At 72.5% G+C, this 26,026-nt stretch carries 18 protein-coding genes and 2 pseudogenes; 13 read left to right on the plus strand and 7 right to left on the minus strand.

Annotated elements, in window-relative coordinates:
- The 5 genes from ABT041_RS14155 to glgB form a co-directional block, all read left to right on the plus strand.
- The coding region (locus ABT041_RS14155; RefSeq protein WP_502976473.1) for an NmrA family NAD(P)-binding protein at nt 1–560 on the plus strand (560 nt) is incomplete at its 5' end.
- A gap of 326 nt (nt 561–886) precedes the next feature.
- Nucleotides 887–2,872, plus strand: coding sequence for an alpha-1,4-glucan--maltose-1-phosphate maltosyltransferase (locus ABT041_RS14160; protein ID WP_351183725.1), 1,986 nt, complete (start codon nt 887–889; stop codon nt 2,870–2,872).
- Nucleotides 2,869–4,563, plus strand: a complete 1,695-nt coding sequence (treS, locus tag ABT041_RS14165; RefSeq protein ID WP_351183727.1) for a maltose alpha-D-glucosyltransferase — start codon at nt 2,869–2,871, stop codon at nt 4,561–4,563. The genes ABT041_RS14160 and treS overlap by 4 nt, the downstream gene beginning before the upstream one ends.
- Before the next feature lie 245 nt (nt 4,564–4,808).
- The gene (locus ABT041_RS14170) at nt 4,809–6,146 is read left to right on the plus strand and encodes a maltokinase N-terminal cap-like domain-containing protein (RefSeq protein WP_351183729.1); all 1,338 of its coding nucleotides are present in this window, start codon (nt 4,809–4,811) and stop codon (nt 6,144–6,146) included.
- 322 nt (nt 6,147–6,468) lie between these two features.
- Nucleotides 6,469–8,703, plus strand: coding sequence for a 1,4-alpha-glucan branching enzyme (gene glgB, locus ABT041_RS14175; protein ID WP_351183731.1), 2,235 nt, complete (start codon nt 6,469–6,471; stop codon nt 8,701–8,703).
- Here the strand turns inward: glgB and ABT041_RS14180 are convergent.
- The 4 genes and pseudogenes from ABT041_RS14180 to ABT041_RS14195 all read right to left on the minus strand — a co-directional run bounded on the left by ABT041_RS14180 (nt 8,690) and on the right by ABT041_RS14195 (nt 12,062).
- Nucleotides 8,690–10,936 carry a HelD family protein gene (locus ABT041_RS14180; RefSeq protein WP_351183733.1) on the minus strand — a complete coding sequence of 749 codons (2,247 nt, stop codon included), beginning with the start codon at nt 10,934–10,936 and terminating at the stop codon, nt 8,690–8,692. The genes glgB and ABT041_RS14180 overlap by 14 nt on opposite strands.
- Before the next feature lie 164 nt (nt 10,937–11,100).
- A pseudogene (locus ABT041_RS14185) lies at nt 11,101–11,367 on the minus strand (thioredoxin family protein); the annotation flags it as partial.
- Between the two features lie 20 nt (nt 11,368–11,387).
- Nucleotides 11,388–11,495 (minus strand): annotated as a pseudogene (locus tag ABT041_RS14190) (MerR family DNA-binding transcriptional regulator); the annotation flags it as partial.
- 42 nt (nt 11,496–11,537) lie between these two features.
- On the minus strand, nt 11,538–12,062 hold the full coding sequence (locus ABT041_RS14195) for an Lrp/AsnC family transcriptional regulator (RefSeq protein WP_351183735.1): 525 nt from the start codon (nt 12,060–12,062) through the stop codon (nt 11,538–11,540).
- Nucleotides 12,063–12,138: 76 nt separating this feature from the next.
- Between ABT041_RS14195 and ABT041_RS14200 the strand changes: the two genes are divergently transcribed.
- Complete coding sequence (locus ABT041_RS14200) at nt 12,139–13,035, plus strand: NAD-dependent epimerase/dehydratase family protein (protein ID WP_351183737.1); 897 nt, start codon at nt 12,139–12,141, stop codon at nt 13,033–13,035.
- Entirely contained in the window at nt 13,035–13,916 is an 882-nt protein-coding gene (locus ABT041_RS14205) for an aldo/keto reductase (RefSeq protein ID WP_351183739.1), read from the plus strand. Before ABT041_RS14200 ends, ABT041_RS14205 begins: the two co-directional genes overlap by 1 nt.
- A 485-nt stretch (nt 13,917–14,401) precedes the next feature.
- Here the strand turns inward: ABT041_RS14205 and ABT041_RS14210 are convergent, their stop codons facing one another.
- On the minus strand, nt 14,402–15,751 hold the full coding sequence (locus ABT041_RS14210; protein WP_351183741.1) for a cation:dicarboxylate symporter family transporter: 1,350 nt from the start codon (nt 15,749–15,751) through the stop codon (nt 14,402–14,404).
- Between the two features lie 196 nt (nt 15,752–15,947).
- Here ABT041_RS14210 and ABT041_RS14215 point away from each other — a divergent pair, with 196 nt between their 5' ends.
- The 4 genes from ABT041_RS14215 (at nt 15,948) to ABT041_RS14230 (ending at nt 19,956) form a co-directional block, all read left to right on the plus strand.
- The gene (locus ABT041_RS14215; RefSeq protein ID WP_351183743.1) at nt 15,948–17,735 is read left to right on the plus strand and encodes a sensor histidine kinase; all 1,788 of its coding nucleotides are present in this window, start codon (nt 15,948–15,950) and stop codon (nt 17,733–17,735) included.
- Nucleotides 17,732–18,421, plus strand: a complete 690-nt coding sequence (locus tag ABT041_RS14220; protein ID WP_351183745.1) for a response regulator — start codon at nt 17,732–17,734, stop codon at nt 18,419–18,421. The genes ABT041_RS14215 and ABT041_RS14220 overlap by 4 nt, the downstream gene beginning before the upstream one ends.
- A gap of 101 nt (nt 18,422–18,522) precedes the next feature.
- Nucleotides 18,523–19,197, plus strand: coding sequence for a helix-turn-helix domain-containing protein (locus ABT041_RS14225; RefSeq protein WP_351183747.1), 675 nt, complete (start codon nt 18,523–18,525; stop codon nt 19,195–19,197).
- Between the two features lie 18 nt (nt 19,198–19,215).
- Complete coding sequence (locus tag ABT041_RS14230) at nt 19,216–19,956, plus strand: tyrosine-protein phosphatase (protein ID WP_351183749.1); 741 nt, start codon at nt 19,216–19,218, stop codon at nt 19,954–19,956.
- 56 nt (nt 19,957–20,012) lie between these two features.
- On the opposite strand, the gene ABT041_RS14235 is transcribed toward ABT041_RS14230, so the two are convergent.
- Together ABT041_RS14235 and ABT041_RS14240 are read right to left on the minus strand one after the other, a co-directional pair.
- Nucleotides 20,013–20,978, minus strand: coding sequence for a hypothetical protein (locus tag ABT041_RS14235; protein ID WP_351183751.1), 966 nt, complete (start codon nt 20,976–20,978; stop codon nt 20,013–20,015).
- A 371-nt stretch (nt 20,979–21,349) separates the two neighbouring features.
- Complete coding sequence (locus ABT041_RS14240) at nt 21,350–22,375, minus strand: ATP-dependent 6-phosphofructokinase (RefSeq protein ID WP_351183753.1); 1,026 nt, start codon at nt 22,373–22,375, stop codon at nt 21,350–21,352.
- 305 nt (nt 22,376–22,680) lie between these two features.
- Here ABT041_RS14240 and pta point away from each other — a divergent pair, with 305 nt between their 5' ends.
- Nucleotides 22,681–24,762, plus strand: coding sequence for a phosphate acetyltransferase (pta, locus tag ABT041_RS14245; RefSeq protein ID WP_351183755.1), 2,082 nt, complete (start codon nt 22,681–22,683; stop codon nt 24,760–24,762).
- Nucleotides 24,759–26,006, plus strand: a complete 1,248-nt coding sequence (locus ABT041_RS14250; RefSeq protein WP_351183757.1) for an acetate kinase — start codon at nt 24,759–24,761, stop codon at nt 26,004–26,006. The genes pta and ABT041_RS14250 overlap by 4 nt, the downstream gene beginning before the upstream one ends.
- The last annotated feature ends 20 nt before the right edge of the window (nt 26,007–26,026 follow it).

Genomic DNA, 26,026 nt, shown 5'->3' on the forward strand with positions numbered 1-26,026 from the left:
TCGCGGAGCGGGTGCTGCGGGACAGCGGGGTGCCGCTCGTCGTGGTCAGGCCGCCGGTGTACCTGGACAACCTGTTCTCGCCGTGGAACGGTCCCACCCTGGTCGAGGAGGGGGTCCTCGCCTACCCGCTGCCGGAGTCGGCGCGCACGGCGTGGCTGTCGCACCGGGGTCTGGCGGAGGCGGCGCTCGCGGCGCTCACCCGGGAGGGCCTGGAGGGCCGGACCTTCGACATCGGCGGCGAGCGCGCCCTGACGGGCCGTGAGCTCGCGGCGGCCTTCGGCCGGGGGCTCGGCCGGTCGGTGCGGTACGAGGAGCTGGATCCGGCCGTGTTCGAGCGGGGCCTGGCGGAGCTGCTCGGCCCGGAGACGGCGGCCGGAGTGGCGGGGATCTACCACTACATGGCGAGCGGCGCGGATCCGCTCCTGATGACGGACGACGACGGGGTGTCGTCGGAGGTCCTCGGCCTGGACCCGGCCCCCGTGGAGGAGTGGGTGTCCCGTCAGCCCTGGCAGGTGTGGTCCTCGGACACGGAGACCCCGGACACCTCGCCGCGCCTCTGACGCCGGACCGCAGATCGAGCCCCGCCCCACAAAGGCGGGGCTTCTTTCTTGTCCGGGCGGAGCGCTTGCCGGGTCGGCTACGCCCTAGTAGTTAACAAAGCGCCGGATTGCCCACCCGAGAACCGTGGGAAGGCTCCACCGGTACACCCCCGAACCCGTCTCCCCGAGCCCTTCGTTCGTTCCTGTTCATCCCTCTGGACCCGCCATTCGAGTGAACGCGGACAGGAGCCGTCATGCCCGCAACCCGCCGGCCGTCGACGGAGCTAGAAAGAGCGCACCACCACCCGCACCCCCGTAACCCGTCAGGTGATGCTGTGAATCCGCTCATGGGACGCATTCCCGTACTGGACGTCCGCCCGCTGGTCGACTGCGGCCGGCGCCCCGCGAAGGCGGTGGCCGGAGAGACCTTCGAGGTGACGGCCACCGTCTTCCGCGAGGGCCACGACGCGGTCGCCGCCAATGTCGTGCTGCGCGGCCCGTCGGGCCGCCCCGGCCCCTGGACGCCGATGCGCGAACTGGCCCCGGGCACCGACCGTTGGGGTGCCGAGGTCACCCCGGACACCGAGGGCCTCTGGACGTACACCGTGGAGGCCTGGAGCGACCCGGTGGCCACCTGGCGCCACACGGCGAGGATCAAGATCCCGGCCGGCATCGACTCCGAACTGGTCCTCACCGAGGGCGCCGAGCTGCACGAGCGGGCCGCGAAGGGCGTCCCGAAGAAGGGCGGCGGCCGGGAGGCCGTGCTCGCCGCGGCGGACGCGCTGCGCGACGGCTCGCGCCCGGCGGCCGTGCGGCTCGCGGCGGCGCTCGCCCCGCGGGTCGTCGAGGCCCTGGACCGCCATCCGCTGCGCGAACTGCTCTCCTCCTCCCCCGCGTTGCCGCTGCAGGTGGAGCGGGAGCGGGCCCTGTTCGGCTCCTGGTACGAGTTCTTCCCGCGCTCGGAGGGCGTGCGGAAGGTGAAGGGGCGTACGGTCCCGGGGAACTTCCGCACCGCGGCCGAACGGCTCCCGGCGGTGGCCGCGATGGGCTTCGACGTCGTGTACCTGCCGCCGGTGCACCCGATCGGCGAGACCCACCGCAAGGGACCGAACAACTCCCTGTCGGCGTCGCCGAGCGACGTGGGCGTGCCGTGGGCGATCGGTTCGCCGGAGGGCGGGCACGACGCGCTCCACCCGGACCTGGGGACCTTCGAGGACTTCGACGCGTTCGTGGCGCGGGCGAAGGAGCTGCGGATCGAGATCGCGCTCGACTTCGCGCTGCAGTGCTCCCCGGACCATCCGTGGGTGGAGAAGCACCCGGAGTGGTTCCACCACCGGCCGGACGGTTCGATCGCGTACGCGGAGAACCCGCCGAAGAAGTACCAGGACATCTATCCGATCGCGTTCGACAAGGACATGGACGGCATCGTCGCGGAGACCGTGCGGATCCTGCGGTTCTGGATGGGCCACGGCATCCGGATCTTCCGCGTGGACAACCCGCACACGAAGCCGGTGGTGTTCTGGGAGCGGGTGATCGGCGAGATCAACCGGGCCGACCCGGACGTGATCTTCCTGGCGGAGGCGTTCACCCGGCCGGCGATGATGCGGACGCTCGGCGCGATCGGCTTCCAGCAGTCGTACACGTACTTCACCTGGCGCAACACCAAGGAGGAGCTGACGGAGTACCTCACCGAGCTGTCCGGGGAGACGGCGGCGCAGATGCGGCCGAACCTCTTCGTGAACACCCCCGACATCCTGCACGCCTACCTCCAGGAGGGCGGCCGCCCCGCGTTCGAGGCGCGGGCGGTGCTCGCGGCGACGCTCTCCCCCTCCTGGGGCATGTACGCCGGCTACGAGCTGTGCGAGAACACCCCGCTGCGGGACGGCAGCGAGGAGTACCTGAACTCCGAGAAGTACGAACTCAGGCCGCGCGACTGGGAGTCGGCGGAGCGGGCGGGGGCGACGATCACCCCGCTGATCACCGCACTGAACCGGATCAGGCGCCGCCACCCGGCCCTGCGCCGGCTGCGGAACCTGACCTTCCACGACACCGACAACCCGCAGGTGATCGCGTACTCGAAGCGCTCGGGTTCGAACATCGTTCTGGTGGTCGTCAACCTCGACCCGCACCACACCCAGGAGGCTTCACTCTCGTTGAACATGCCGGAACTCGGCCTCGACTGGCACGAGACCGTGCCGGTGCGCGACGAGCTCACCGGCGAGACCTATCACTGGGGCAGGGCCGCATACGTGCGCTTGGAACCGGGCGTCACGCCCGCGCACGTACTCGCCCTGCGACCGTCCCCGCAGACCGGAGGGTCACCCACATCATGACTGTCAACGAGCCCGTCCCCGACACCTTCGAGGACACGCCCGCCAAGGACCGCGATCCCGACTGGTTCAAGCGGGCGGTGTTCTACGAGGTCCTCGTCCGCTCCTTCCAGGACAGCAACGGCGACGGCGTCGGCGACCTGAAGGGCATCACGTCCAAGCTGGACTACCTCCAGTGGCTGGGCGTCGACTGCCTCTGGCTGCCGCCGTTCTTCAAGTCCCCGCTGCGGGACGGCGGGTACGACGTCGCCGACTACACCTCGGTGCTCCCCGAGTTCGGCGACCTCGCCGACTTCGTGGAGTTCGTCGACGCGGCCCACCAGCGCGGGATGCGCGTGGTCATCGACTTCGTCATGAACCACACCAGCGACCAGCACCCCTGGTTCCAGGAGTCGCGGCGCGACCCGGACGGCCCCTACGGCGACTACTACGTCTGGGCGGACGACGACAAGCAGTACGCGGACGCCCGGATCATCTTCGTCGACACCGAGTCCTCCAACTGGACCTTCGACCCGGTCCGCAAGCAGTACTACTGGCACCGCTTCTTCTCGCACCAGCCGGACCTCAACTACGAGAACCCGGCCGTGCAGGAGGAGATCCTCTCCGCGCTGAAGTTCTGGCTCGACCTGGGGATCGACGGCTTCCGGCTCGACGCGGTGCCGTACCTGTACCAGCAGGAGGGCACCAACTGCGAGAACCTCCCCGCCACCCACGCCTTCCTCAAGCGGGTCCGCAAGGAGATCGACGACCACTACCCGGACACGGTGCTGCTCGCCGAGGCCAACCAGTGGCCGGAGGACGTCGTCGACTACTTCGGCGACTTCCGCTCGGGCGGCGACGAGTGCCACATGGCCTTCCACTTCCCGGTCATGCCGCGCATCTTCATGGCCGTGCGGCGCGAGTCGCGCTACCCGGTCTCCGAGATCCTGGCGAAGACCCCGGAGATCCCCTCCGGCTGCCAGTGGGGCATCTTCCTGCGCAACCACGACGAGCTCACGCTCGAGATGGTCACGGACGAAGAGCGCGACTACATGTACGCCGAGTACGCCAAGGACCCGCGCATGCGGGCCAACATCGGCATCCGGCGGCGGCTCGCCCCGCTCCTCGACAACGACCGCAAGCAGATGGAGCTGTTCACCGCGCTGCTCTTCTCGCTGCCCGGCTCGCCGGTGCTGTACTACGGCGACGAGATCGGCATGGGCGACAACATCTGGCTCGGCGACCGGGACGGGGTGCGGACCCCGATGCAGTGGACCCCCGACCGGAACGCGGGCTTCTCCTCCTGCGACCCGGGACGGCTCTACCTGCCGGCCATCATGGACCCGGTCCACGGCTACCAGGTGACGAACGTCGAGGCGGGCATGGCCTCGCCGTCCTCGCTCCTCCACTGGACGAAGCGGATGATCGAGATCCGTAAGCAGAACCGGGCCTTCGGCACGGGGACGTACACGGAACTCCCGGCGTCCAACCCGGCGGTGCTCGCCTTCCTGAGGGAGGACGGCGACGATCTGGTCCTGTGCGTGAACAACTTCTCGCGGTTCGCGCAGCCGACCGAGCTGGACCTGCGGCGCTTCGCGGGGAAGCGGCCGGTGGAACTGATCGGCGGGGTGAAGTTCCCGCCGATCGGCGAACTGCCGTACCTCCTGACCCTTGCGGGTCACGGCTTCTACTGGTTCCGTCTCAAGAAGGCCTGAGCGGGAGCCAGTTCCCGTTCGTCCGGGGTGGGGCGGTTTCCCCCGTCCCACTCTGGGCACTGTGAACGACACACGATCCACGCCACGATTCAGGTCCATCCGGGCCTTCTTGCCGGGCCCATACGGATCTTCCCTTTCCGACACGTCCCGCACATCCGGACAGTCACAGCCGCCATCCGGGACACTCTGCGCATTTGAACGCATACGAAAGCCACTTGCGCGCCCCGGGGAAAGGACGCGATGCCATGCCGGAGACCGCATCCACCACCCGGGCCCCGGACGCCCTCCTTCCGTCCCTCGCCCCCCTGCTCCACGAATGGCTGCCACGGCAGCGCTGGTTCGCGGGCAAGGGCCGCCGGGTCACCGGATTCACGCTGGACGCGGCCACCGAGCTGCTGCCCCTGGACGGCGCGGGACCCGGTCTCCTCCATCTGCTCGTACGGGTCGAACAGCCGGGACGCCCGGCCGGGACACCCGCCGACTGCTACCAACTCCTCCTGGGCGTACGGACCCAGCTGCCGCCCCGCCTCGCCCCCGCCCTGATCGGACGGATCCGGCAGGGCCCGCTCGCCGGGCGGGCGGTGTACGAGGGCCTGCGCGACCCGCGCCTGGCGGGGCTCCTGTACGAGCGGCTGCGCACCCCGGGCCGCACGGGCCCGCTGCGCTTCCACGCCACGACGGCCCTGCCGCCGGCCCTGGCCCCCCGGATGCTGGACGCGGAGCAGTCCAACTCCTCCATCGTCTACGGAGATTCGTTCATCCTGAAGATCTTCCGGCGGGTGAGTCCCGGGGCGAACCCGGACCTGGAGCTGCCGCTGGCCCTGGCCGGGGCCGGCTGTGCACGCGTCCCCGCCCCGGTCGCCTGGTTCGAATCGGGAGCCTCCACCCTCGGCGTCCTGCAGCCCTATCTGCGGGACTCCCGGGACGGCTGGCGGCTCGCCCTCGACGCGCTCGCGGACGGCCGGGAGTTCACGAGGGAAGCGCGGGCCCTCGGCCGGGCGACGGCCGAGGTGCACCTGGCGCTGGCCTCCGCCCTGCCGACCCGGCGGCTCGCCCGCGCGGAGACCGAGCAGCTGGCCGCCGCGATGGACCGGCGGCTGCACGCGGCGGCGCAGGCGGTCCCCGCGCTGCTGCCGCACGTACCGGCGCTGCGGGCCGTCTTCGCCGCGGCGAGCGGCGGGGCCGCCGTGCAGCGCATCCACGGGGACCTGCACCTCGGGCAGACCCTGCGCGGCTCCGACGGCGGCTGGGCCGTCATCGACTTCGAGGGCGAACCGGCGAAGCCGCTGGACGAGCGGCGCAGCCCGCAGCCGACGGTCCGCGACGTCGCCGGCATGCTCCGCTCCTTCGACTACGCGGCCCGCACGCACCGGCCGTGGAACGCGGAGTGGGCGTCGCGGTGCCGGGCGGCGTACTGCACGGGGTACGCGGAGGCGGCGGGGGTCGACCCGCGGGCCGACCCCGCGCTGCTCCGGGCCTACGAGACGGACAAGGCGGTGTACGAGGTCCTGTACGAGGCCCGCCACCGCCCGGACTGGCTCCCGGTCCCGATGTCCGCCATCGAACGCCTGGCCGCCCCGTGACCGCCCGCCTCGCCGTTGTGGGCAATCGTTCCGCTGGGGCGGAACGGGTGGGCACAACGGAACGGCGCCCTCACCGGCGCCGGAGGCTCCCGAGCCTGAACCCGCACCCGCGTGCACCGTCACCGCTGGTGCGGGTCCAGGCGCAGGACGCGGAGGCGCCGCTGGGCGCGCCGTCCCGTGTGCCCACCCGTCCCGCCCTGCGGGACGCCTGCCCACACGGCGCGGGGCCTCGCCCACAACGGCGCCCGTTCGGCCGAGTTTCCCCGCGGCCCGCAACACCGTTGCGCATCCGTACCCCCCGTACCAAACAGGAGGCACCCCCGTGACCGCCCGATCCGCAGGCAAGACGGCCGGCAAGTCGCCCCGTAAGGCGCCCCCGCTCGACCCCGGCGACCGGGCCCGGCTGCTCGCCGGGGAGCATCACGACCCCCACGGGGTGCTGGGTGCGCATCCGGTGAAGGGCGGGGTCGTCATCAGGGCGCTGCGCCCCTGGGCCAAGGAGGTCGCCGTCCTCACCAAGGGCAAGCGCCTCGCGATGGACGACGACGGCGACGGACTGTTCTCGGTGTTCGTCCCGCTGCTCCGGAAGGTGCCCGCGTACGAGCTCAGGGTGCGGTACGACGGGGACGAGATGCCCGTCCACGACCCGTACCGCTTCCTCCCCTCCCTCGGCGAGCTGGACCTGCACCTCATCGGGGAGGGCCGGCACGAGGAGCTGTGGACGGCGCTCGGCGCGCACCCGATGACCCACGAGGGCGTCGCCGGCACCCGCTTCGCCGTGTGGGCGCCGAACGCGCGCGGCGTCCGCGTCACGGGTGACTTCACGCACTGGGACGGCACGGCGCTGCCGATGCGTTCGCTGGGCTCCACGGGCGTGTGGGAGCTGTTCGTGCCGGGCCTCGGCGAGGGCGCCGTCTACAAGTACGACATCACGCGGCCCGACGGCTCGCACACGGTCCGCGCGGACCCGATGGCGCGCCGCACGGAGTGCCCGCCGAACACCGCCTCGATCGTCACCGCCTCGCACTACACCTGGGACGACGCGGAGTGGATGGAGCGGCGCGGGTCCCGCCCGCCGCACGAGGCGCCGATCTCGGTGTACGAGGTGCATCTGCCGTCGTGGCGGCCGGGGCTCGGCTACCGCCAGCTGGCCGAGCAGCTGCCCGCGTACGTCCGTGACCTCGGGTTCACGCACGTGGAGTTCATGCCGGTCACCGAGCATCCCTTCGGCGGCTCGTGGGGCTACCAGGTCACCGGGTTCTACGCGCCGACGGCCCGCATGGGCACTCCCGACGACTTCAGGTTCCTGGTCGACGCGCTGCACCGGGCCGGGATCGGCGTGCTGATGGACTGGGTGCCGGCGCACTTCCCGAAGGACGACTGGGCGCTCGCGGAGTTCGACGGGCGTCCGCTGTACGAGCACGAGGACCCGCGCCGTTCGCACCACCCCGACTGGGGGACGCTGGAGTTCGACTACGGCCGCAAGGAGGTGCGGAACTTCCTGGTGGCCAACGCCGTGTACTGGTGCCAGGAGTTCCACATCGACGGGCTGCGGGTGGACGCGGTGGCGTCGATGCTCTACCTGGACTACTCGCGGGAGCACGGCGAGTGGGTGCCGAACGAGTTCGGCGGCCGGGAGAACCTGGACGCGGTGCGTTTCCTCCAGGAGATGAACGCCACCGTGTACCGCCGCTGCCCCGGCGTCGTCACCTTCGCCGAGGAGTCGACCGCCTGGGACGGGGTGACGCGGGCGACGGACCAGGTGGGTCCTGGCGGCTTCGGCGGCCTGGGGTTCGGCATGAAGTGGAACATGGGCTGGATGCACGACTCGCTCGAGTACGTGCAGAAGGAGCCGGTGCACCGCAAGTACCACCACCACGAGATGACGTTCTCGATGGTGTACGCGTACAGCGAGAACTACATCCTGCCGATCTCGCACGACGAGGTGGTGCACGGCAAGCGGTCGCTGGTGTCGAAGATGCCGGGCGACTGGTGGCAGCAGCGGGCCAACCACCGCGCCTATCTGGGCTTCATGTGGGCGCACCCGGGCAAGCAGCTGCTGTACATGGGACAGGAGTTCGCGCAGGGTGCGGAGTGGTCGGCGGACCACGGCCCGGACTGGTGGCTGCTCGATCCGGCGTACGGGGCGGAGGCGGACCACCGGGGGGTGCGGGATCTCGTCCGGGACCTGAACACGGTGTACGCGGCGACGCCCTCGCTCTGGGAGCGGGACACCGTTCCGGAGGGCTTCCAGTGGGTGGTGGGGGACGCGGCCGACGACAACGTCTTCGCGTTCCTGCGGTACGACGGCTGCGGTTCGCCGCTGCTCGCCGTCTGCAACTTCTCGCCGGTGGTGCGCCACGACTACCGGCTGGGGGTGCCGGACACGTGCGCGGCCTGGGCGGAGGTCCTCAACACGGACGCGGCGCGGTACGGCGGCTCGGACGTGGTCGGCACCGACCCGGTGAAGACCGAGTCGGTGCCGTGGCACGGCCGGGACGCGAGCGTGCGGATGACGCTGCCGCCGCTCGCGACGGTCTGGCTCAGGCCGGCGTGACGGCCGGCCTGATGACGCCCATCCGCTGAGTGGCCCTGGTGAGCGCCACGTACAGGTCGTTGATCCCGTGCGTGGCGCCCGCCCGGATGCCGTCGGGGTCGACGACGAGGACGGTGTCGAATTCGAGGCCCTTCGCCTGCCGGGGGTCGAGGAGGACGACCGGGCGGGTGAGGTCGGGCGTGGGGCCGTACGAGGCCTCGGGGAGCGCCGCGATCAGGCCGCGGTGGAACGCGGACGGGGCGATGACGGCGATCCGGCCCTCCTCGCGGAGTTCGGCGGCGACCGCGTCGGCGGCCTCCTTCACCGGGTCGTCGACGGTCCGGTCCCAGGGCTCGACGCCGGTGGAGCGCACCGAGCGGGGCGGTTCGAAGCCGGGTTCGGCGGCCCGGCGGGTCTCGGCGGCGACGGCCATGATCTCGGCGGGCGTGCGGTAGTTGACGCCGAGGCGGACGTGCTGCCAGCGGTCCTCGACGTACGGGCCGAGGATGCTCTTCCAGGCGCCGACGCCGGCCGGGTCCCCGGTCTGGGCGGGGTCGCCGACCAGGGTCATGGAGCGGCTGGGGCTGCGGCGCATGAGGAGCCGCCAGGCCATGGCGGAGAGCTCCTGGGCCTCGTCGACGATGATGTGGCCGAAGGCCCAGGTGCGGTCGGCGGCGGCCCGCTCGGCCGCCGTGCGGTGGTCGGCCTCCTCGTGGCGTTCGGCGAAGCGTTCGGCGTCGATGATGTCGTGGGCGGAGAGGACCTCGGAGGCGTCCTTGTCGAGCTCCTCCTTGTCCTCGAACTCGTAGGTGCGGGAGGCGAAGGAGACGTCGAGGACGCCCTGTGCGTACTGGATCTGCTTCTGCCGTTCGGCCTCCTCGGCGGCGCGGAGCGCGGAGTCGTCCTCGCCGAGGAGTTCGGCGGCCTCGTCGAGCAGGGGTACGTCGGCGGGGGTCCAGGGTCCGCCGTCGCGGCGGATCGCGGCGGCGTCGTCGTCCGTGAGGTGGGTGGGTTCGGCGAGGTAGTCCGCGAGGAAGGCCTGCGGGGTGAGGGGCGGCCAGAGGGTGTCGATGGCGGCGTGGACGTCGGGGTTGGCGGCGATGCCCTTGGCGAGCAGGGCGATGTCGTCGGGGCCGAGGAAGTTGGGGCCGCCGTAGGGGTCGGCGCCGATGCGGTCGGCGAGCTGTTCGGCGAGCGCGTCGAGGATCCGGAAGACGAAGTAGGGGCGGGCGAGGTTGTGCGGGAGGACGGTCTCGCGGGCCTTGTGGCGGGCTTCGAGGGCCATGTCCCAGTCGATGACCAGGTCGCCGTCCTCGTGGGGGACGATCAGCGGCTCGCCGCGCTCGGGGACCTGCTGGCGGTCCCGTACGGCCGCGGCGAGGGCGTCGGCCATGGTGGCGGCGCCCTTCACGGCGGCGGCGCGCGGGGTGTCGGTGCCGGTGGCGCGGACGCCGGGGAAGAGCTCGGCGGGGGTGGCGAGGAGGACGCCGGTCTCGCCGAGGGAGGGCAGGACGTTGCCGATGTAGCCCAGGAAGGCGGGGTTGGGGCCGACGATGAGGACGGCCCGCTTGGCGAGCTGCTCGCGGTGTGCGTACAGGAGGTAGGCCGCCCGGTGCAGGGCCACGGCGGTCTTGCCGGTGCCGGGGCCGCCCTCGACGACGAGGACCCCGCGGTGCGGGGAGCGGATGATGGCGTCCTGCTCGGCCTGGATGGTCTGCACGATGTCGTGCATGCGGCCGGTGCGGGCGGCGTCGAGCGCGGCGAGCAGCACCTCGTCGGCGTTGCGGCTCTCGTGGCCGGTGCGGGTGGCGTCGGCGAGGTCGAGGACCTCGTCGTGGAGGGAGACGACCTCGCGGCCCAGGGTGGTGATGTGGCGGCGGCGGGAGAGGCCCATCGGCTCGTAGCCGGTGGCGAGGTAGAAGGGGCGGGCGATCTCGGCGCGCCAGTCGACGACGAGCGGCGTGCGGTTCGGGTCGTCCTCGCGGATGCCGAGCCGGCCGATGTGGTGGTCGCGGCCGTCCTTGAAGACGAGCCGGCCGAAGCAGAGTCCGCTCTCCCCGGCGTTGAGCGCGGCGAGCAGCCCCGACTGCTCGGCGACCATCACGTCCCGTTCGAGGCGGCCCTGGCTGCTGCCGACCCCGGGGGTGCGCAGCGCCTGCTCGACGGCGGCTTCGGCCTGGTCCCTGAGGTCGTCGAGTCGTGCGTAGAGATCGGTGATGAATTGCTGCTCATTCCGAAATTCCTCGGTTGACAATTCGACTCCCGGCGCGATACAGTGCGTTTATTGAACTTCTCCGCGTCTCCGGTACGCCCGGACACGGAATCCATCAATATACGCGAGGCAATACCCCGACTGTCAATTCTAGTCGGGGTATTTCTGTATGCCTCGGCGGCGGCGGTACCGGCCCGGCTCTGGGCCAGTACGTCCTCCAGGTCCGACAGGAGGCGGCGCTTCGGGCGGGCGCCGACGATCGACTTCACCGGCTCGCCTCCCCGGAAGACCGTGAGGGTCGGGGTGGCGAGGACCCCGTACCGCCGGGCGGTCTCCGGGTTGCGGTCCACGTCGATCTCCACGATCCGCAGCCGCGCCGCCTCCTCCGCGGCGATCGCGCCCAGCACCGGCTTCAGCTGCCGGCACGGCCCGCACCACTCCGCGGTGAACTTCACCAGGACCGGCAGGCCGGCCCAGCACCTCCGTGCCGCAGTCGGTACCCCTGCTCCGTACGCCGGGCGGTCAGCAGACCGCGGGACTCGTAGTACCGCAGGGTCCGCGTGGTCGTCCCGGCCCGCTCGGCCAGCCCTCCGATGCGCATGTCCCCGACGGTAGGCCTTGACGCCGACGTCGAGGCAAGGAGTCAGCGTCCCGTGGCGGGGAGGAGGGGTTTGCGGACCACCGGGGAGGACAGCACGATCGAGGTCGTGGTCCGGCCGAGGGCCGAGGTCTGCTCCAGGATCTCTTCCAGGTGGATGGTGTCGGTGACGGCGACCTTCAGGATCCAGCAGTCCTCGCCGACCACGTGGTGGACCTCCAGGACCTCGGGGCGCGAGGTCAGCTCCAGGGTGCGGGGGTGCTTCAGGTTGTAGCCGCCGTGCGGGTTCACGCGGATGAAGGCCTGGATGCCGTAGCCGAGGACGGGCGGCGCGACGTGCGCGCCGTAACCGGTGATCGCCCCGGCCGCCTCGAGCCGGCGGACGCGTTCGGTGACGGCCGCGGGGCTGAGCCGGACGCGGCGGCCGAGCTCGCTCAGTTTGATGCGGCCGTCGGTCTGCAGGAGGTCCAGGATCTGCCGGTCGATGGGGTCGAAAGCGGCCGCCGAGGTTTCGTCGGTGGCGGCACGCGAATGCCGTGGTTCCTTCGGCGGGACGGCCTGCACTCCCATGTTTCCCCCTTCAATCGGCGAGCGCACAACGTAACACTTGTCCTCGAAAGCAAGGGAGTTGGGGGAGTTGAGTTCCATGGACATTCTGGTCATCGGCGGGAACCGCTATTTCGGAAAGCGGCTCATCGCGCTGCTCCGGGAATCCGGGCACCGCATCACGGTGCTCAACCGGGGTTCTTCCGCCGCGCCGGAGGGAATCGAGCAGCTGGTCGCCGACCGTGATGACGAGAAGGCGCTGGAATCCGTTCTCGCGGGCCGCTCCTTCGACGTCGTCGTGGACCAGGTCTGCTACACGCCGCGCCAGGCGGAGATCGCCCGGAGGGTGTTCGCGACGCGCACCCGGCGCTATGTCATGACGTCGACCGTCGAGGTCTACGAGTACGAGGACTCGGCCCTGCCGGTCGCCGAGTCCGCCCTCGACCTGGCCACCGTGACCGTGGACACGGGCCTGCCCTGGGGGGACCCCGAGTTCCTCGGCGCGCACTACGGGGAGGGCAAGCGGCAGGCCGAGGCGGTCTTCGCGGCGGGCACGCCCTTCGCCTGGGCCTCGGTCCGGGTGGCGCACGTGCTCGGCGGCGCGGACGACTTCACGGGCCGCCTGGACCACTACGCGCGGCGGATCCGGGCGGGCGAGCCGATAGCCGTACCGGTGGTCAACCACCCGGCGACGTACATCTACGTGGAGGAGATCGCCGCGTTCCTCGCCTGGGCGGTCGGGGCGGAATTCACCGGCCCGGTGAACGCGCACTCCCACGGCCCGCTCACCACGGCCGACATCTGCGCGGAGATCGAGAAGCTGGTGGGCGGCCGGACGGTGTTCCAGGGGGTGGAGGTCGGCGAGGTCTCGCCGTTCTCCTTCGCCCGCTCGTACGGGATGGACAACTCCCGGGCGGTTTCCCTGGGTTATTCCTTCGGCCATTCCGGCGACTGGCTGGCGAAGGCGGTAGTCGAGACGATCGGAGCGGAGAACTGATGCGGTACCGGATGCTGGGGGACGTACGGGTCGGGGCGATCGGCTTCGGCACGATGCCGCTCTCCATCGAGGGCCGGCCGGACGAGACGCGGGCGGTCGCCACCGTGCACGCGGCGCTGGACTCCGGGGTGACGCTGCTCGACACCGCCGACTCCTACCACCCGCCGGGCGGCACGCCGGGCGAGGGCGAACTCCTCGTGGCCCGGGCCCTCGCCTCGTACGGCGGCGGCACGGACGACGTGCTCGTGGCGACCAAGGGCGGCCGGGGGCGCACCGCCGACGGCGACTGGAGCGTGAACGGCCGGCCCGAGCACCTGAGGCGGGCGGCGGAGGGCTCGGCGCGGCGGCTCGGTGGCGGGGCGATCGGGCTCTACCAGCTGCACAAGCCGGACCCGGCGGTCCCGTACGCCGAATCGCTCGGAGCGGTGCGGGAGTTGCTGGACGCGGGCACGATCCGGCTCGCGGGCATCTCGAACGTCGACGTCCCGCAGATCCTGCTCGCCCGCGAGATCCTCGGCGACCGGCTGGTCTCCGTACAGAACCGCTACTCCCCCGCGGTGCGGGACAGCGAGGCGGAGCTGCGGCTCTGCGCGGAGCTCGGGCTCGCCTTCCTGCCCTGGAGCCCGCTCGGCGGGATCTCGCGCAGTTCCCTGGACGGGGCGTCGGCGCTGGAGGAGGACCCGGAGTTCGGCGCCTTCCACCGGGTGGCGCGGGCGCGGGGGGTCAGCCCGCAGCGCGTGGCCCTGGCGTGGCTGCTCGGCCGCTCGTCGACGGTCCTGCCGATCCCGGGGGCGAGCCGACCGTCGACGGTGCGGGACTCGGCCGGGGCGGTTTCGCTGGAGCTGTCGCCGGAGGAGCTGGCGGCGCTGAACGCCGCCTGACGCGAGAAGGACGACCCCCTGGGCAGGGGGCCGTCCTCCTCCCGAGCCCCGGATCCGGCTCAAGACCCGGGACCCGGGGTCTCACCGGGCGCCGTTGTGGGCATGCGTTCCGCGGGGGCGGTGCCCACCCCCGTTGTGGGCATGCGTTCCGCGGGGGCGGTGCCCACCCCCGTTGTGGGCAGGCGTTCCGCCGGCGCGGTGCCCACCCGCCGTTGTGGGCAGGCGTTCCGCAAGGGGCGGAACGGGTGGGCACAACGGAACGGCGCCCTTGCCGGCGCCAGAGGCTCCCGCGCCCTGACCCGCACCACCAGTGCCGTCCAGCAGGTGCGGGTCCAGGCTCGGAACGCGGAGGCGCCGCTGGAGGGCGCCGTCCCGTGTGCCCACCCGTCCCGCCCTGCGGGACGATTGCCCACACGGGCGCGGGGGGGTGGGGGCACCGCCCGACCGGGCGCGGGCCCCGCGGCGGCGAGGCCCGGCGTGGGGGGTCAGACGCCCGCTCGGGCCTTTTCCTCGCCCTCCGTGCGCTGGTCCGGCACCGCCGCCGGCCCGTGGTCGTCCACGAGCGTCGTCTCGTCGAACGGCACCCGCCCCGCCAGCACCTCCGTGACCCGCGCCTTGTCGATCTCCTTCGTCCACGTGCCGACGAGCACCGTCGCCACCGCGTTCCCCGCGAAGTTCGTCAGCGCCCGCGCCTCGCTCATGAAGCGGTCGATGCCGACGATCAGGCCCACCCCGTCGACCAGCTCGGGCCGGTGCGACTGGAGGCCGCCCGCGAGGGTGGCGAGGCCCGCGCCGGTGACGCCCGCCGCGCCCTTCGAGGCGATGATCATGAAGACGAGGAGCGAGATCTGCTCGCCGATGGAGAGCGGGTTCCCCATCGCCTCGGCGGTGAACAGCGAGGCCATCGTCAGGTAGATCGCGGTGCCGTCGAGGTTGAAGGAGTAGCCGGTCGGCACGGTGATGCCGACGACCGGCTTGCTGACGCCCAGGTGCTCCATCTTCGCGATGAGCCGCGGCAGCGCGGACTCGGACGAGGAGGTGGAGAGGATCAGCAGGAACTCCCGGCCCAGGTACTTGAGCAGGGACCAGATGTTGATCCCGGCGATCAGGCGGAGCAGCGCGCCGAGGACCACGAAGACGAAGAGGCCGCACGTCACGTAGAAGCCGATCATGATGACGGCCAGGGACTTCAGCGCCGCGGTGCCCGTCGCGCCCACGACCGCCGCGATCGCCCCGAACGCACCGACCGGCGCGGCCCACATGATCATGCCGAGGATGCGGAAGACGAGCTTCTGGATGTGCCCGATCCCGCGGAGGACCGGCTCTCCGGCCGCGCCCATCGCCTGGAGCGCGAAGCCCGCGAGCAGCGCGACGAGGAGGGTCTGGAGGACCTCGCCCTCGGTGAAGGCCGAGACGAGGGTCTTCGGGATGATCCCGAGCAGGAAGTCCGAGGTCGACTCGCTCGCGCCCTCGGCCTGCTTCGCGCCCGCCTCGGCGATCTCCTTGGTGAGGTGGAGCCCGGAGCCCGGCTCCAGGAGGTTGCCGACGAGCAGACCGATCGCGAGTGCGACGGTCGACATCACGAGGAAGTAGCCGAGGGCGAGGCCGCCGACGGCGCCGACCTTCGCGGCCTTCCGGACGGATCCGACGCCAAGCACGATCGTGCAGAAGATGATCGGCGAGATCATCATCTTGATCAGGCTGACGAAGCCGGTGCCGATCGGCTTGAGCTCGACGGCGACGTCCGGTGCCAGGAAGCCGACCGTGATGCCGAGCAGTACGGCGCCGATGACGGCCAGGTACAGATAGTGGGTGCGGTCCCGTCGTGCGGCCACGGGGTCCTCCTCGTGCTGATGGATGTCCACGTCCCGGTGGACCTCCGCGACTATCCATCAGCCTGTGACCCGGGTCACGGTTGCGTACGTTTCGTTCACGACCGAAACGAGGGACCGGCGCCGCGCCCTCGCCGGAAGGGCACGATTCGGGAACGGCATGCCGCTCCCGCAGGTTCCCACGTGCACACTTACCGGCATGCGTTACCCCCTCCCCCGCCCCCGCAGCCTCGCCGGCCAGCTCTTCGCGATGCAGGTCGTGCTCGTGGCCGTCGTCGTGGCGGGGTGCGCGGTGTTCGCGTACCTCACGGACCGGGCGCAGGCCGAGGAGACCGCCCGGCGCCAGGCGACGGCGACCGCCGCCGCCGTCGCCGACTCCCCGTCCGTGGTCGCCGCCGCCCGCTCCGCCGACCCGACGGCCGCCCTCCAGCCGTACGCGGAGTCGCTGCGGCGCCACGCGGGCGTGGCCTTCGTGGTGATCATGGCCCCGGACGGCACCCGCTGGACGCACCCGGAGCCGGCGCAGATCGGCCGTACGTACCTCGGTCACATAGAGGAGGCCCGGCAGGGCCGGCTCTACTCGGAGACCCACATGGGCGTCCTCGGTCCCTCCGTGCGGACGGTGGCGCCCGTCCTCGACGGCGGCCGGGTCGTCGCCCTGGTCAGCGCGGGCATCACCATCGACAAGATCAGCGAGCAGGTACGGGAGCAGGTGACCGCCCTGCTCGGGATGGCGGGCGCGGCGCTCGCGCTCGGCGGGGCGGGGACGTACGTCGTGAACGCGCGTCTGCGCCGCCACACGCACGGCATGAACGCCACCGAGCTGAGCCGGATGCACGACTACCACGAGGCCGCTCTGCACGCCGTGCGGGAGGGCCTCGTGATGCTCGACGGACGGCGGCGGATCGCCCTCATCAACGACGGCGCGCGGGAGCTCCTCGCCCTGGACGAGGGTGTCGTCGGCCGTCCGGCGGCCGAGCTCGGCCTGCCGGTCTCGCTGACCGGCGCGCTGCTCTCCTCCGAGCCGCGGGTCGACGAGACGCACCTGACGGCCGAACGGGTCCTGGTCGTGAACACCCGGCCGGTGGTCGGCGGGGAGCGGCGCGGCACGGTCGTCACGCTCCGGGACCGCACCGAACTCCAGGCGCTCTCCGGCGAGCTGGACTCCGAGCGCGGCTTCACGGAGGCGCTCCGCTCGCAGGCCCACGAGGCGGCGAACCGGCTGCACACGGTCGTGTCGCTGATCGAACTGGGCCGCGTGGACGAGGCCGTGGAGTTCGCGACGGCGGAGCTGGAGCTCGCCCAGGCGCTGACGGACCGGGTGGTCGACGCCGTCGGCGAGCCGGTGCTCGCGGCGCTGCTCCTGGGGAAGGCGGCGCAGGCCAACGAGCGGGGCGTGGAGCTGGTCCTCACCGAGGACAGCCGCATCGACGACGGCCGGGTGCCGGCGGCCCTGCCGTCCCGGGACCTGGTGACGATCCTCGGCAACCTCATCGACAACGCGGTGGAGGCGGCCGGCGGGACCCCGCACGCGCGCGTGACGGTCACGGTCGCGGCCCGCGCGGGCGACGGGGAGCTGCTGCTGCGGGTCGGCGACAGCGGCCCGGGCGTCCGCCCCGCCGACCGGGAGGCGGTCCTCGGCCGCGGCTGGTCCACCCGGGGCCCCGGCCGGGGCCTGGGTCTCGCCCTGGTGGTGCAGGCGGTCGGCCGCGCGTCGGGCACGCTGCACCTGACGGACGCGGAGGAGGGCGGCGCGGAATTCACGGTCCGCCTGCCGCTGCCGGTACCTCTGCCCCAGCAGAACCACCCGGCCGCCGCCGCGCACGGCCCCGCCGACGGCCTCGGCGACCACGCGTCGGACCCCGCCGACCGCCCGGGCCTCCCGGAGCAGGGGCGCCCCGGCGACCACGCGTCGGACCCCGCCGACGGCCCGGGCCTCCCCGAGCAGGGGCGCCCCGGCGGCCACGCGTCGGAGGTGCGCCCATGAGCGCCGCTCCCCTCCGCGTCCTCGTCGTCGAGGACGACCCCGTCGCCGCCGACGCCCACGCGCTCTACGCCGGGCGCGTCGAGGGCTTCCAGGTCGTCGGGGTCGCGCATTCGCGGGCCGCCGCCGTGCGGATCCTCGACCGGACGCCGGTCGACCTGATCCTGCTCGACCTCTACCTGCCCGACGGCCACGGCCTCCAGCTCCTCCGTGCCCTGCGGGCCGCCGGTCACTCCGCCGACGTCATCGCCGTGACCTCCGCCCGCGACCTGGCGATCGTCCGCGAGGGCGTGTCCCTCGGCGTCGTCCAGTACGTCCTGAAGCCCTTCGCCTTCGCGACCCTCCGCGACCGGCTCGTCCGGTACGCCGAGTTCCGCGCGGCCGCCGGCGAGGCCTCCGGGCAGGACGAGGTGGACCGGGCCCTCGCCGCGCTCCGCGCCCCGCAGCCCGCCACGCTCCCCAAGGGCCTGAGCGCGCCGACGCTCGAAGCGGTCACCCGTACCCTCCGCGCCGCCCCCGCGGGGCTCACCGCCGCCGAGGCCGGCGCGGCCGTCGGGATCTCCCGGATCACCGCGCGCCGCTATCTGGAGCACCTGGTCACCGAGGGCCGGGCCGTGCGCGCCCCGCAGTACGGTCAGATCGGGCGGCCGGAGCTCCAGTACCGCTGGCTCGACGGCCGGACGCGCTGAGCGACCCCGCGGTTACCGGCCGGTTCACCCGTTCCTACGACGACGCACGTTGGGGGAACGCACCGTAGCCATCCGTCACTTTTGGTATCTACCGTGACCGGGTGCACCAACCCTCCCCTCCCTTCGACGCCCGTGCCGCACGCCGTCTCCGCGAAGCCCTCGGCATGGCCCCCGGCCATGTCGCCTACGGCCTGCGGGTGCAGTACGGCCTCCTCGTCGACCCCGAGACCGTGGCCGGCTGGGAGCGCGGCCTCACCGTCCCGGACGAGCAGGAGCTCACCGCCCTCGCGGGCGTCCTGTGGTGCTCCCCCGCGGAGCTGATCGCCGCCCCCGGCACCCTGCGCGAGCACCGGGTCGCGCTCGGGCTGTCCGTCGAGGAGCTCGCCCGGCGGACGGGCGTGTCGCCCTCCGCGTACCAGCGGATGGAGGAGGAGGGCCGCTGGCGCGGCAACCAACGCCAGACGCTCGCCCTCGCCGAGGCGCTCCGTCTCGGCCCGCGCGCCCTGGTCACCGCGACCGGCGGCGACGAGCCCCTCGCCGAGCTGCTGCGCGACGCGGCGACGACCCGCTGGCAGGCGTACGTGAAGCCGGTGGCGAAGCTGGTGCCGCTGCCGAAGCCGATCGTGGAGTCCGCGCTCCGGGAGCTGCACACGGAGTACCACGCGCGGATGGTCGCGATCAGCAGCTGGGGCCGCGCCTCCGAGGCGACCGGCGACGAGGGGCGCGCCTATCTGGACGGGATCACCGGGCACTTCTGGGCGGCCGTCGGCCCGTAGGACCGTAGATTGGCGGCCGTGAGACGACACATATCCTTCGACCGCCTCCACAACTTCCGTGACCTGGGCGGCTATCGGACCGCCGACGGCGGCACGGTGCGGTGGGAGACCCTGTACCGCTCCGACTCCCTCGGCAAGCTCGCGAACGCAGGCCCCGCCGATCTGGAGCGCTTCCGCGCGCTGGGCGTGGGCACGGTGATCGACCTGCGCTACCCGTGGGAGATCGCCGGCAAGGGCCGTCTGCCGGAGGCCGAGGAGGTCTCCTGGCACAACCTCTCCATCGAGCACCGCCCCTACGACCAGGAGGCGATCGACCCCGCCCTCGACCCCTGGCGCTACCTCGCCGACCGCTTCGCCGAGGTCGCCGAGGACGGGGCGGCGGAACTCCGCACCGCCCTGGAGCTGATCGCCACCGTCGAGGGGCCGCTCGTCTTCCACTGCGCGTCGGGGAAGGACCGTACGGGTCTGCTCGCCGCCCTCGTCCTCGGTCTCCTGGAGGTCCCCGACGAGGAGATCCTCGCGGACTTCGCGCTCACCGAACTGGCCACGGAGCGGCTGATCGAGGACTGGAAGGCCGCGCACCCGGGCCGGGAACCGCGCTGGCCGGGCTACGGTCGCGCGCCCGCCGACGTCATCCGGCTGTTCCTCGCGGACCTGCGCGAGCGGTACGGCTCGGTGTACGGGTACGTCACCGGCCACGTCGGCCTCGACCCGGCCGTGGTGACGGCGCTCAGGGCCCGTCTGGTGGAGGTCGCCTGACCGCATCGCGTTCGCCGGGGCCGCGCTCGCCGAACCGCGCTGACGGCCGGCCTCCGTCAGTCGTCCCGGTCGAAGTCGAAGAGCTGGCCCGCCGCGTCCGGCGCGCAGGGCGCCTGGGCCAACCGGGCCCAGGCCGCCGTGCGGTCGCCGACGACGGTGACGCAGCTGCCGGGGGTCGCGGAGTCCACGGGGACGATCCGGTAGCCCTCGACGGGGGTGCCGTACGCCTCCAGGGCGAACGACTCGACGCGGGTCGGGTCGCCGCACTCCGAGTCCTCGTACGCGGCGTCGGGTATCCGGCCGCCGGAGGGTATCCCGGAGCAGCCGGGGCCGAAGTCGGGGTGGTCCGAAACGATCCTCCAGCGGCCGCCGTCCAGCTCCGCGAGCGAGTAGCGCGGGACGCCCGCTGCGGCGCACGGCAGTTGGTGGATCTGGCCGGTGCGGGTGCCGCGCCGTTCGCCGAGGCAGAACTCGGTGCCGGTCACCCGGATGCGGACGTCGCCGGCGGCGGGGGCGGTGGGGGTACGGGGCGGGTGCCCGGCGTGGCCGTTCTTCAGGAAGGCGACGACGCTGGCGCCGGCGAGCACGAGCCCGCCGAGCGCGACGGCCGCGACGAGGCCGCGCCGTATCCGGGGCCCGGGGCGGTCGCGGCCCGCCTTGCCGTCGGGGTTCTCGGCGCCGGGCCAGGCGGGCGTGGCGGGTGTCTCCTCGGCTTCGGGGTCCGGCTCGTACGTCCCGCGGGCCGCGAGTTCCTTCCGTACCGTCAGCCAGTCCTCCCCCTCGGCCGGTGCGAGCCCGCAGGCGCGGACGAAGACGGCGAGGAGCTCCTCGCGGGGCAGTGTCGGGCGGGACAGCATGTTCGCCACCGTGGAGCGGGGCAGGACGTCGCCGTTCGCCTCCGCGCGCGCCGACAGCTCGCGGTAGGTCAGGCCGGACCGGTCCTTGAGGGCCTGGAGGCGTACGAGGAACTCGGCGGGGCTCCGTGCCTCCCGTGGGTCAGGAGCGTGCTCCCCGGGCGTCATCCGCGTCTCCCCCCTCGGCCGGACAGCGTTGGGACATGTCCGGGACAGGCCTCAAGCCTTGTTGATCTCGCGCCGGGGCTCAAGGGTGGAATCCGGCATTTCCGGGGGTGGTGCCGGACACGCCGGAGTGGCCCCGACCGTCCACGGGGGGACGGTCGGGGCCACTCGGGTGGTGCGGGGTCCCGGACGGAATCCGGGAAAGGCCGGGGCGAAGGTCCCGACGGAGAGGATGGAGGACCGAGCCGTCCGGCGCCGGATCCAGGCGCCGGAGGACCGGGCCGTCCGGCGCCGGATCCAGGCCCGTCGGGCCGGGACCGCGGCCAGGCGGTCCCGCTCCGTGCAGGGGCCGGGTCCCGCCCCCTACCGGCCCCCTAGAACACCGACTCCGCCTCCCGCATCCGGTCCTCCGGGACCGTCTTCAGCTGGGTCACGGCGTCCGCCAGCGGCACCATCTCGACGTTCGTGCCGCGCAGCGCCGTCATCCGGCCGAAGTCACCGCGGTGCACGGCCTCCACCGCGTGCCAGCCGAAGCGGGTGGCGAGCACCCGGTCGTACGCGGTCGGTGTGCCACCGCGCTGGACGTGGCCGAGGATGACGGGGCGGGCCTCCTTGCCGAGGCGGCGCTCCAGTTCGTACGCGAGGGCCGTGCCGATGCCCTGGAAGCGCTCGTGGCCGAACTGGTCGATCTCGCCCTTGTTGTAGTCCATCGTGCCGTCGGCGGGGTGGGCGCCCTCGGCGACGCAGATGACGGCGAACTTCTTGCCGCGGGAGAAGCGCTCCTCGACCATCTTGACCAGGTCGGCCGGGTCGAAGGGCCGCTCGGGAAGGCAGATGCCGTGCGCGCCGCCGGCCATGCCGGACTCCAGGGCGATCCACCCGGCGTGCCGGCCCATCACCTCGACGACCATCACGCGCTGGTGGGACTCGGCGGTGGTCTTGAGCCGGTCCATGGCCTCGGTGGCGACGCCGACGGCGGTGTCGAAGCCGAAGGTGCGGTCGGTGGAGGAGATGTCGTTGTCGATGGTCTTGGGCACGCCGACGACCGGCACGCCCGCCTCGTGGAGCATCCGGGCGGCGGTGAGGGTGCCCTCGCCGCCGATCGGGACGAGCGCGTCGAAGCCGCTCTTCTCGATGAGCTCCTTGGCGTTGTCGCAGGCCGCGCGGAAGCGGTCGCGCTCCAGGCGGGAGGAGCCGAGGATGGTGCCGCCGCGGGCGAGGATGCCGCTGACGGCGTTGAGGTCGAGGGGACGGTAGCGCCCGTCGAGGAGGCCCGCGTAGCCGTCCTCGAAGCCGATGACCTCGTCGCCGTAGTGAGTGACGGCCCGGTGCACGACCGACCGGATCACTGCGTTCAGGCCGGGGCAGTCGCCGCCTGCGGTGAGAACTCCGATGCGCATCGTGCTGTGTCTCCTGCTCGGTCGCGGTCCGTTATGAGCCACCGCAATTCTCACACGCTCAGCCTGGCGGGCGCGCTCGTCGCCCGTCCGCGCGTCCCTGCCGGGACGCCCCGGGGAGGGCTTTCGTCCCGCTCCGGAGGCCCTTCGTCCGGCGGGCGACCTAACCACTGGCGGGGGTATTGTCAAGGGGGTAATGCCGCCCTATCGGGGCTTTCTGAGCACTGTCGATTGACACACGGGCCGCGCAAAGGTGCCGCGAGGGCACCGCTCGGCCCCTTCCGCAGGACTGGACAGGAGACGACGGCGTGACGCGCAGCGTGTACGTGACCGGGATCGACCGCGGAGACGGCCGCCAGGTCGTCGAGCTGGGAGTCATGGAGCTCCTCACCCGCCAAGTGGACCGGGTGGGTGTCTTCCGGCCACTGGTCCACGACGGCCCGGACCGGCTCTTCGATCTGCTGCGCGCCCGCTACCGGCTCTCGCAGGACGCCGCCACGGTCTACGGCATGGACTACCACGAGGCCTCCGCGCTCCAGGCCGAGCGGGGCACCGACGAGCTGGTGTCCCGGCTCGTCGACCGCTTCCACGCCGTCGCCCGCGACTACGAGGTCGTCCTCGTCCTCGGCACCGACTTCGCCGCCACCCAGCTCCCCGACGAGCTCGCGCTCAACGCCCGCCTCGCCAACGAGTTCGGCGCCTCCGTCATCCCGGTCGTCGGCGGCAAGGGCCAGCCGGCCGAGTCCGTACGGGCCGAGGCGCGCAACGCCTTCCGGGCGTACGACGGGCTCGGCTGCGACGTGCTCGCGATGGTCGTCAACCGGGTGGCCGGCGAGGACCGCGAGGCCATCGCCGAGCGGCTCGCGGCCCGGCTCCCCGTGCCCTGCTACGTCCTGCCCGACGAGCCGGCGCTCGCCGCGCCGACCGTCGCCCAGATCACCCACGCGCTCGGCGCCTCCGTCGTCCTCGGCGACGACGCGGGCCTCGCCCGGGACGCGCTGGACTTCGTCTTCGGCGGCGCGATGCTGCCGAACTTCCTCAACGCGCTGACCCCGGGCTGTCTGGTCGTCACCCCCGGGGACCGGGCCGACCTGGTCGTCGGCGCGCTCGCCGCGCACTCGGCCGGCACCCCGCCGATCGCGGGCGTGCTGCTCACCCTGAACGAGCGGCCCAGCGAGGAGATCCTGACCCTCGCGGCCCGTCTCGCGCCCGGCACCCCGGTCATCTCCGTGCCCGGCAACAGCTTCCCGACCGCCGCCGAGCTGTTCGCGCTCGAAGGCAAGCTGAACGCCGCCACCCCGCGCAAGGCCGAGACCGCCCTCGGTCTCTTCGAGCGGCACGTGGACACCGCCGACCTCCTCAAGCGGATCTCGGTCGCGCGCAGCGGCCGGGTCACCCCGATGATGTTCGAGCACGAGCTGCTCGAACAGGCGCGGGCCGACCGGCGCCGGGTGGTGCTCCCGGAGGGCACCGAGGAGCGGGTGCTGCGCGCCGCCGACGTGCTGATCCGTCGTGACGTCTGCGATCTGACGCTGCTCGGCGACGTCGAGACGATCCGCAAGAAGGCCGCCGACCTGAGCGTGAACCTCGGCGACACGCAGCTGATCGACCCGCAGACCTCGGAGCTGCGCGACACGTTCGCCGAGCAGTACGCGGCGCTGCGGGCCCACAAGGGCGTCACGGTCGAGCTCGCGTACGACGTGGTCTCGGACGTGAACTACTTCGGCACCCTGATGGTCCAGGAGGGTCTGGCCGACGGGATGGTGTCGGGGTCCGTGCACTCCACTGCGGCGACCATCCGGCCCGCGTTCGAGATCATCAAGACGAAGCCGGACGCGTCGATCGTCTCCTCGGTGTTCTTCATGTGCCTCGCCGACAAGGTCCTCGTGTACGGCGACTGCGCGGTCAACCCGGACCCGAACGCCGAGCAGCTGGCCGACATCGCCGCCCAGTCGGCGGCGACCGCGGCCCGCTTCGGCGTGGAGCCGCGGATCGCGATGCTGTCGTACTCCACGGGCACCTCGGGCTCGGGCGTCGACGTCGACAAGGTGCGGGAGGCGACGAAGCTGGTCCGCGAGGCGCATCCGGAGCTGCGGATCGAGGGCCCGATCCAGTACGACGCGGCCGTCGAGCCCTCCGTGGCGGCGACGAAGCTGCCGGGTTCGGAGGTGGCCGGTCAGGCGACCGTGCTGATCTTCCCGGACCTCAACACCGGCAACAACACCTACAAGGCCGTGCAGCGTTCGGCCGGCGCCGTGGCCGTCGGCCCGGTGCTGCAGGGTCTGCGCAAGCCCGTGAACGACCTCTCGCGCGGCGCGCTCGTCAGCGACATCGTCAACACGGTCGCCATCACGGCGATCCAGTCCCAGGTCCAGGAGCTCCCGGCATGACGACCCCCACCCGTGTACTGGTCCTCAACTCCGGTTCCTCGTCGGTGAAGTACCAGCTGCTCGACATGAAGGACGACAGCCGGCTCGCCCAGGGCCTGGTCGAACGGATCGGCGAGGAGACCTCCCGTATCGTCCACACCCCGCTGCAGGGCGTGGGGGTCCCCCCGGCGAAGCGAGGGGGAGGTGAGAAGCGCGAGAAGAACGGGGCGATCCCCGACCACGCGGCCGCGCTGAAGGCGGTCGCCGAGGAGCTGGCGGCGGACGGGCTTGGCCTGGACTCCCCCGAACTCGCGGCGATCGGCCACCGGGTGGTGCACGGCGGGCTCCGGTTCACCCAGCCGACGGTCATCGACGAGGAGGTGCTCGCGGAGATCGAGCGGCTCGTGCCGGTGGCTCCGCTGCACAACCCGGCGAACCTCGTCGGCATCCGTACGGCGATGACGCTGCGCCCCGACCTGCCGCAGGTGGCGGTCTTCGACACCGCGTTCCACACCACGATGCCGGAGTCGGCGGCGCGGTACGCGATCGACGTGGAGACCGCCGACGCGCACCGCATCCGCCGGTACGGCTTCCACGGCACCTCGCACGCGTACGTCTCGCGGGAGACGGCGCGGCTGCTCGGCAAGGAGCCGGAGGAGGTGAACGTGATCGTGCTGCACCTGGGGAACGGAGCCTCGGCCTCGGCGGTGCGGGGCGGCCGGTGCGTGGACACCTCGATGGGCCTGACGCCCCTGGAGGGCCTGGTCATGGGCACCCGCTCGGGCGACATCGACCCGGCGGTCACCTTCCACCTCAAGCGGGTGGCGGGCATGTCGACGGACGAGATCGACGTACTGCTCAACAAGAAGTCCGGTCTGGTGGGCCTCTGCGGCGACAACGACATGCGGGAGATCCGCCGGCGGATCGACGAGGGCGACGAGCGGGCGGCGCTCGCCTTCGACATCTACGTGCACCGCCTGAAGAAGTACATCGGCGCGTACTACGCGGTGCTCGGCCGGGTGGACGCGGTGGCGTTCACGGCGGGGGTCGGTGAGAACGCGGCGCCGGTGCGGGAGGCTGCGATCGCGGGCCTCGAGGAGCTGGGGCTCGCGGTGGACGCGGACCTGAACGCGGTGCGTTCCGACGAGGCACGGATCATCTCGCCGGTGTACGCGCGGGTGGCGGTCGCCGTGGTGCCCACGGACGAGGAGCTGGAGATCGCCCGGCAGAGCTACGAACTGGTGGGCGGAGAAGTGAACGCCTGAGCGGGCCCGCGCCCATTTGT

The organism is Streptomyces sp. NPDC002825, assembly GCF_040295385.1.
Classification (GTDB): Bacteria; Actinomycetota; Actinomycetes; order Streptomycetales; family Streptomycetaceae; genus Streptomyces.

Bases quoted from the DNA above. Each gene is read 5' to 3' on its own strand.
- ABT041_RS14160 (WP_351183725.1), top strand. From the start codon at position 887: ATGGGACGCATTCCCGTACTGGACGTCCGCCCGCTGGTCGACTGCGGC.
- treS (WP_351183727.1), top strand. From the start codon at position 2,869: ATGACTGTCAACGAGCCCGTCCCCGACACCTTCGAGGACACGCCCGCC.
- ABT041_RS14170 (WP_351183729.1), top strand. From the start codon at position 4,809: ATGCCGGAGACCGCATCCACCACCCGGGCCCCGGACGCCCTCCTTCCG.
- ABT041_RS14195 (WP_351183735.1), bottom strand. From the start codon at position 12,062: ATGGGAGTGCAGGCCGTCCCGCCGAAGGAACCACGGCATTCGCGTGCC.
- ABT041_RS14200 (WP_351183737.1), top strand. From the start codon at position 12,139: ATGGACATTCTGGTCATCGGCGGGAACCGCTATTTCGGAAAGCGGCTC.
- ABT041_RS14205 (WP_351183739.1), top strand. From the start codon at position 13,035: ATGCGGTACCGGATGCTGGGGGACGTACGGGTCGGGGCGATCGGCTTC.
- ABT041_RS14215 (WP_351183743.1), top strand. From the start codon at position 15,948: ATGCGTTACCCCCTCCCCCGCCCCCGCAGCCTCGCCGGCCAGCTCTTC.
- ABT041_RS14220 (WP_351183745.1), top strand. From the start codon at position 17,732: ATGAGCGCCGCTCCCCTCCGCGTCCTCGTCGTCGAGGACGACCCCGTC.
- ABT041_RS14235 (WP_351183751.1), bottom strand. From the start codon at position 20,978: ATGACGCCCGGGGAGCACGCTCCTGACCCACGGGAGGCACGGAGCCCC.
- ABT041_RS14240 (WP_351183753.1), bottom strand. From the start codon at position 22,375: ATGCGCATCGGAGTTCTCACCGCAGGCGGCGACTGCCCCGGCCTGAAC.
- ABT041_RS14250 (WP_351183757.1), top strand. From the start codon at position 24,759: ATGACGACCCCCACCCGTGTACTGGTCCTCAACTCCGGTTCCTCGTCG.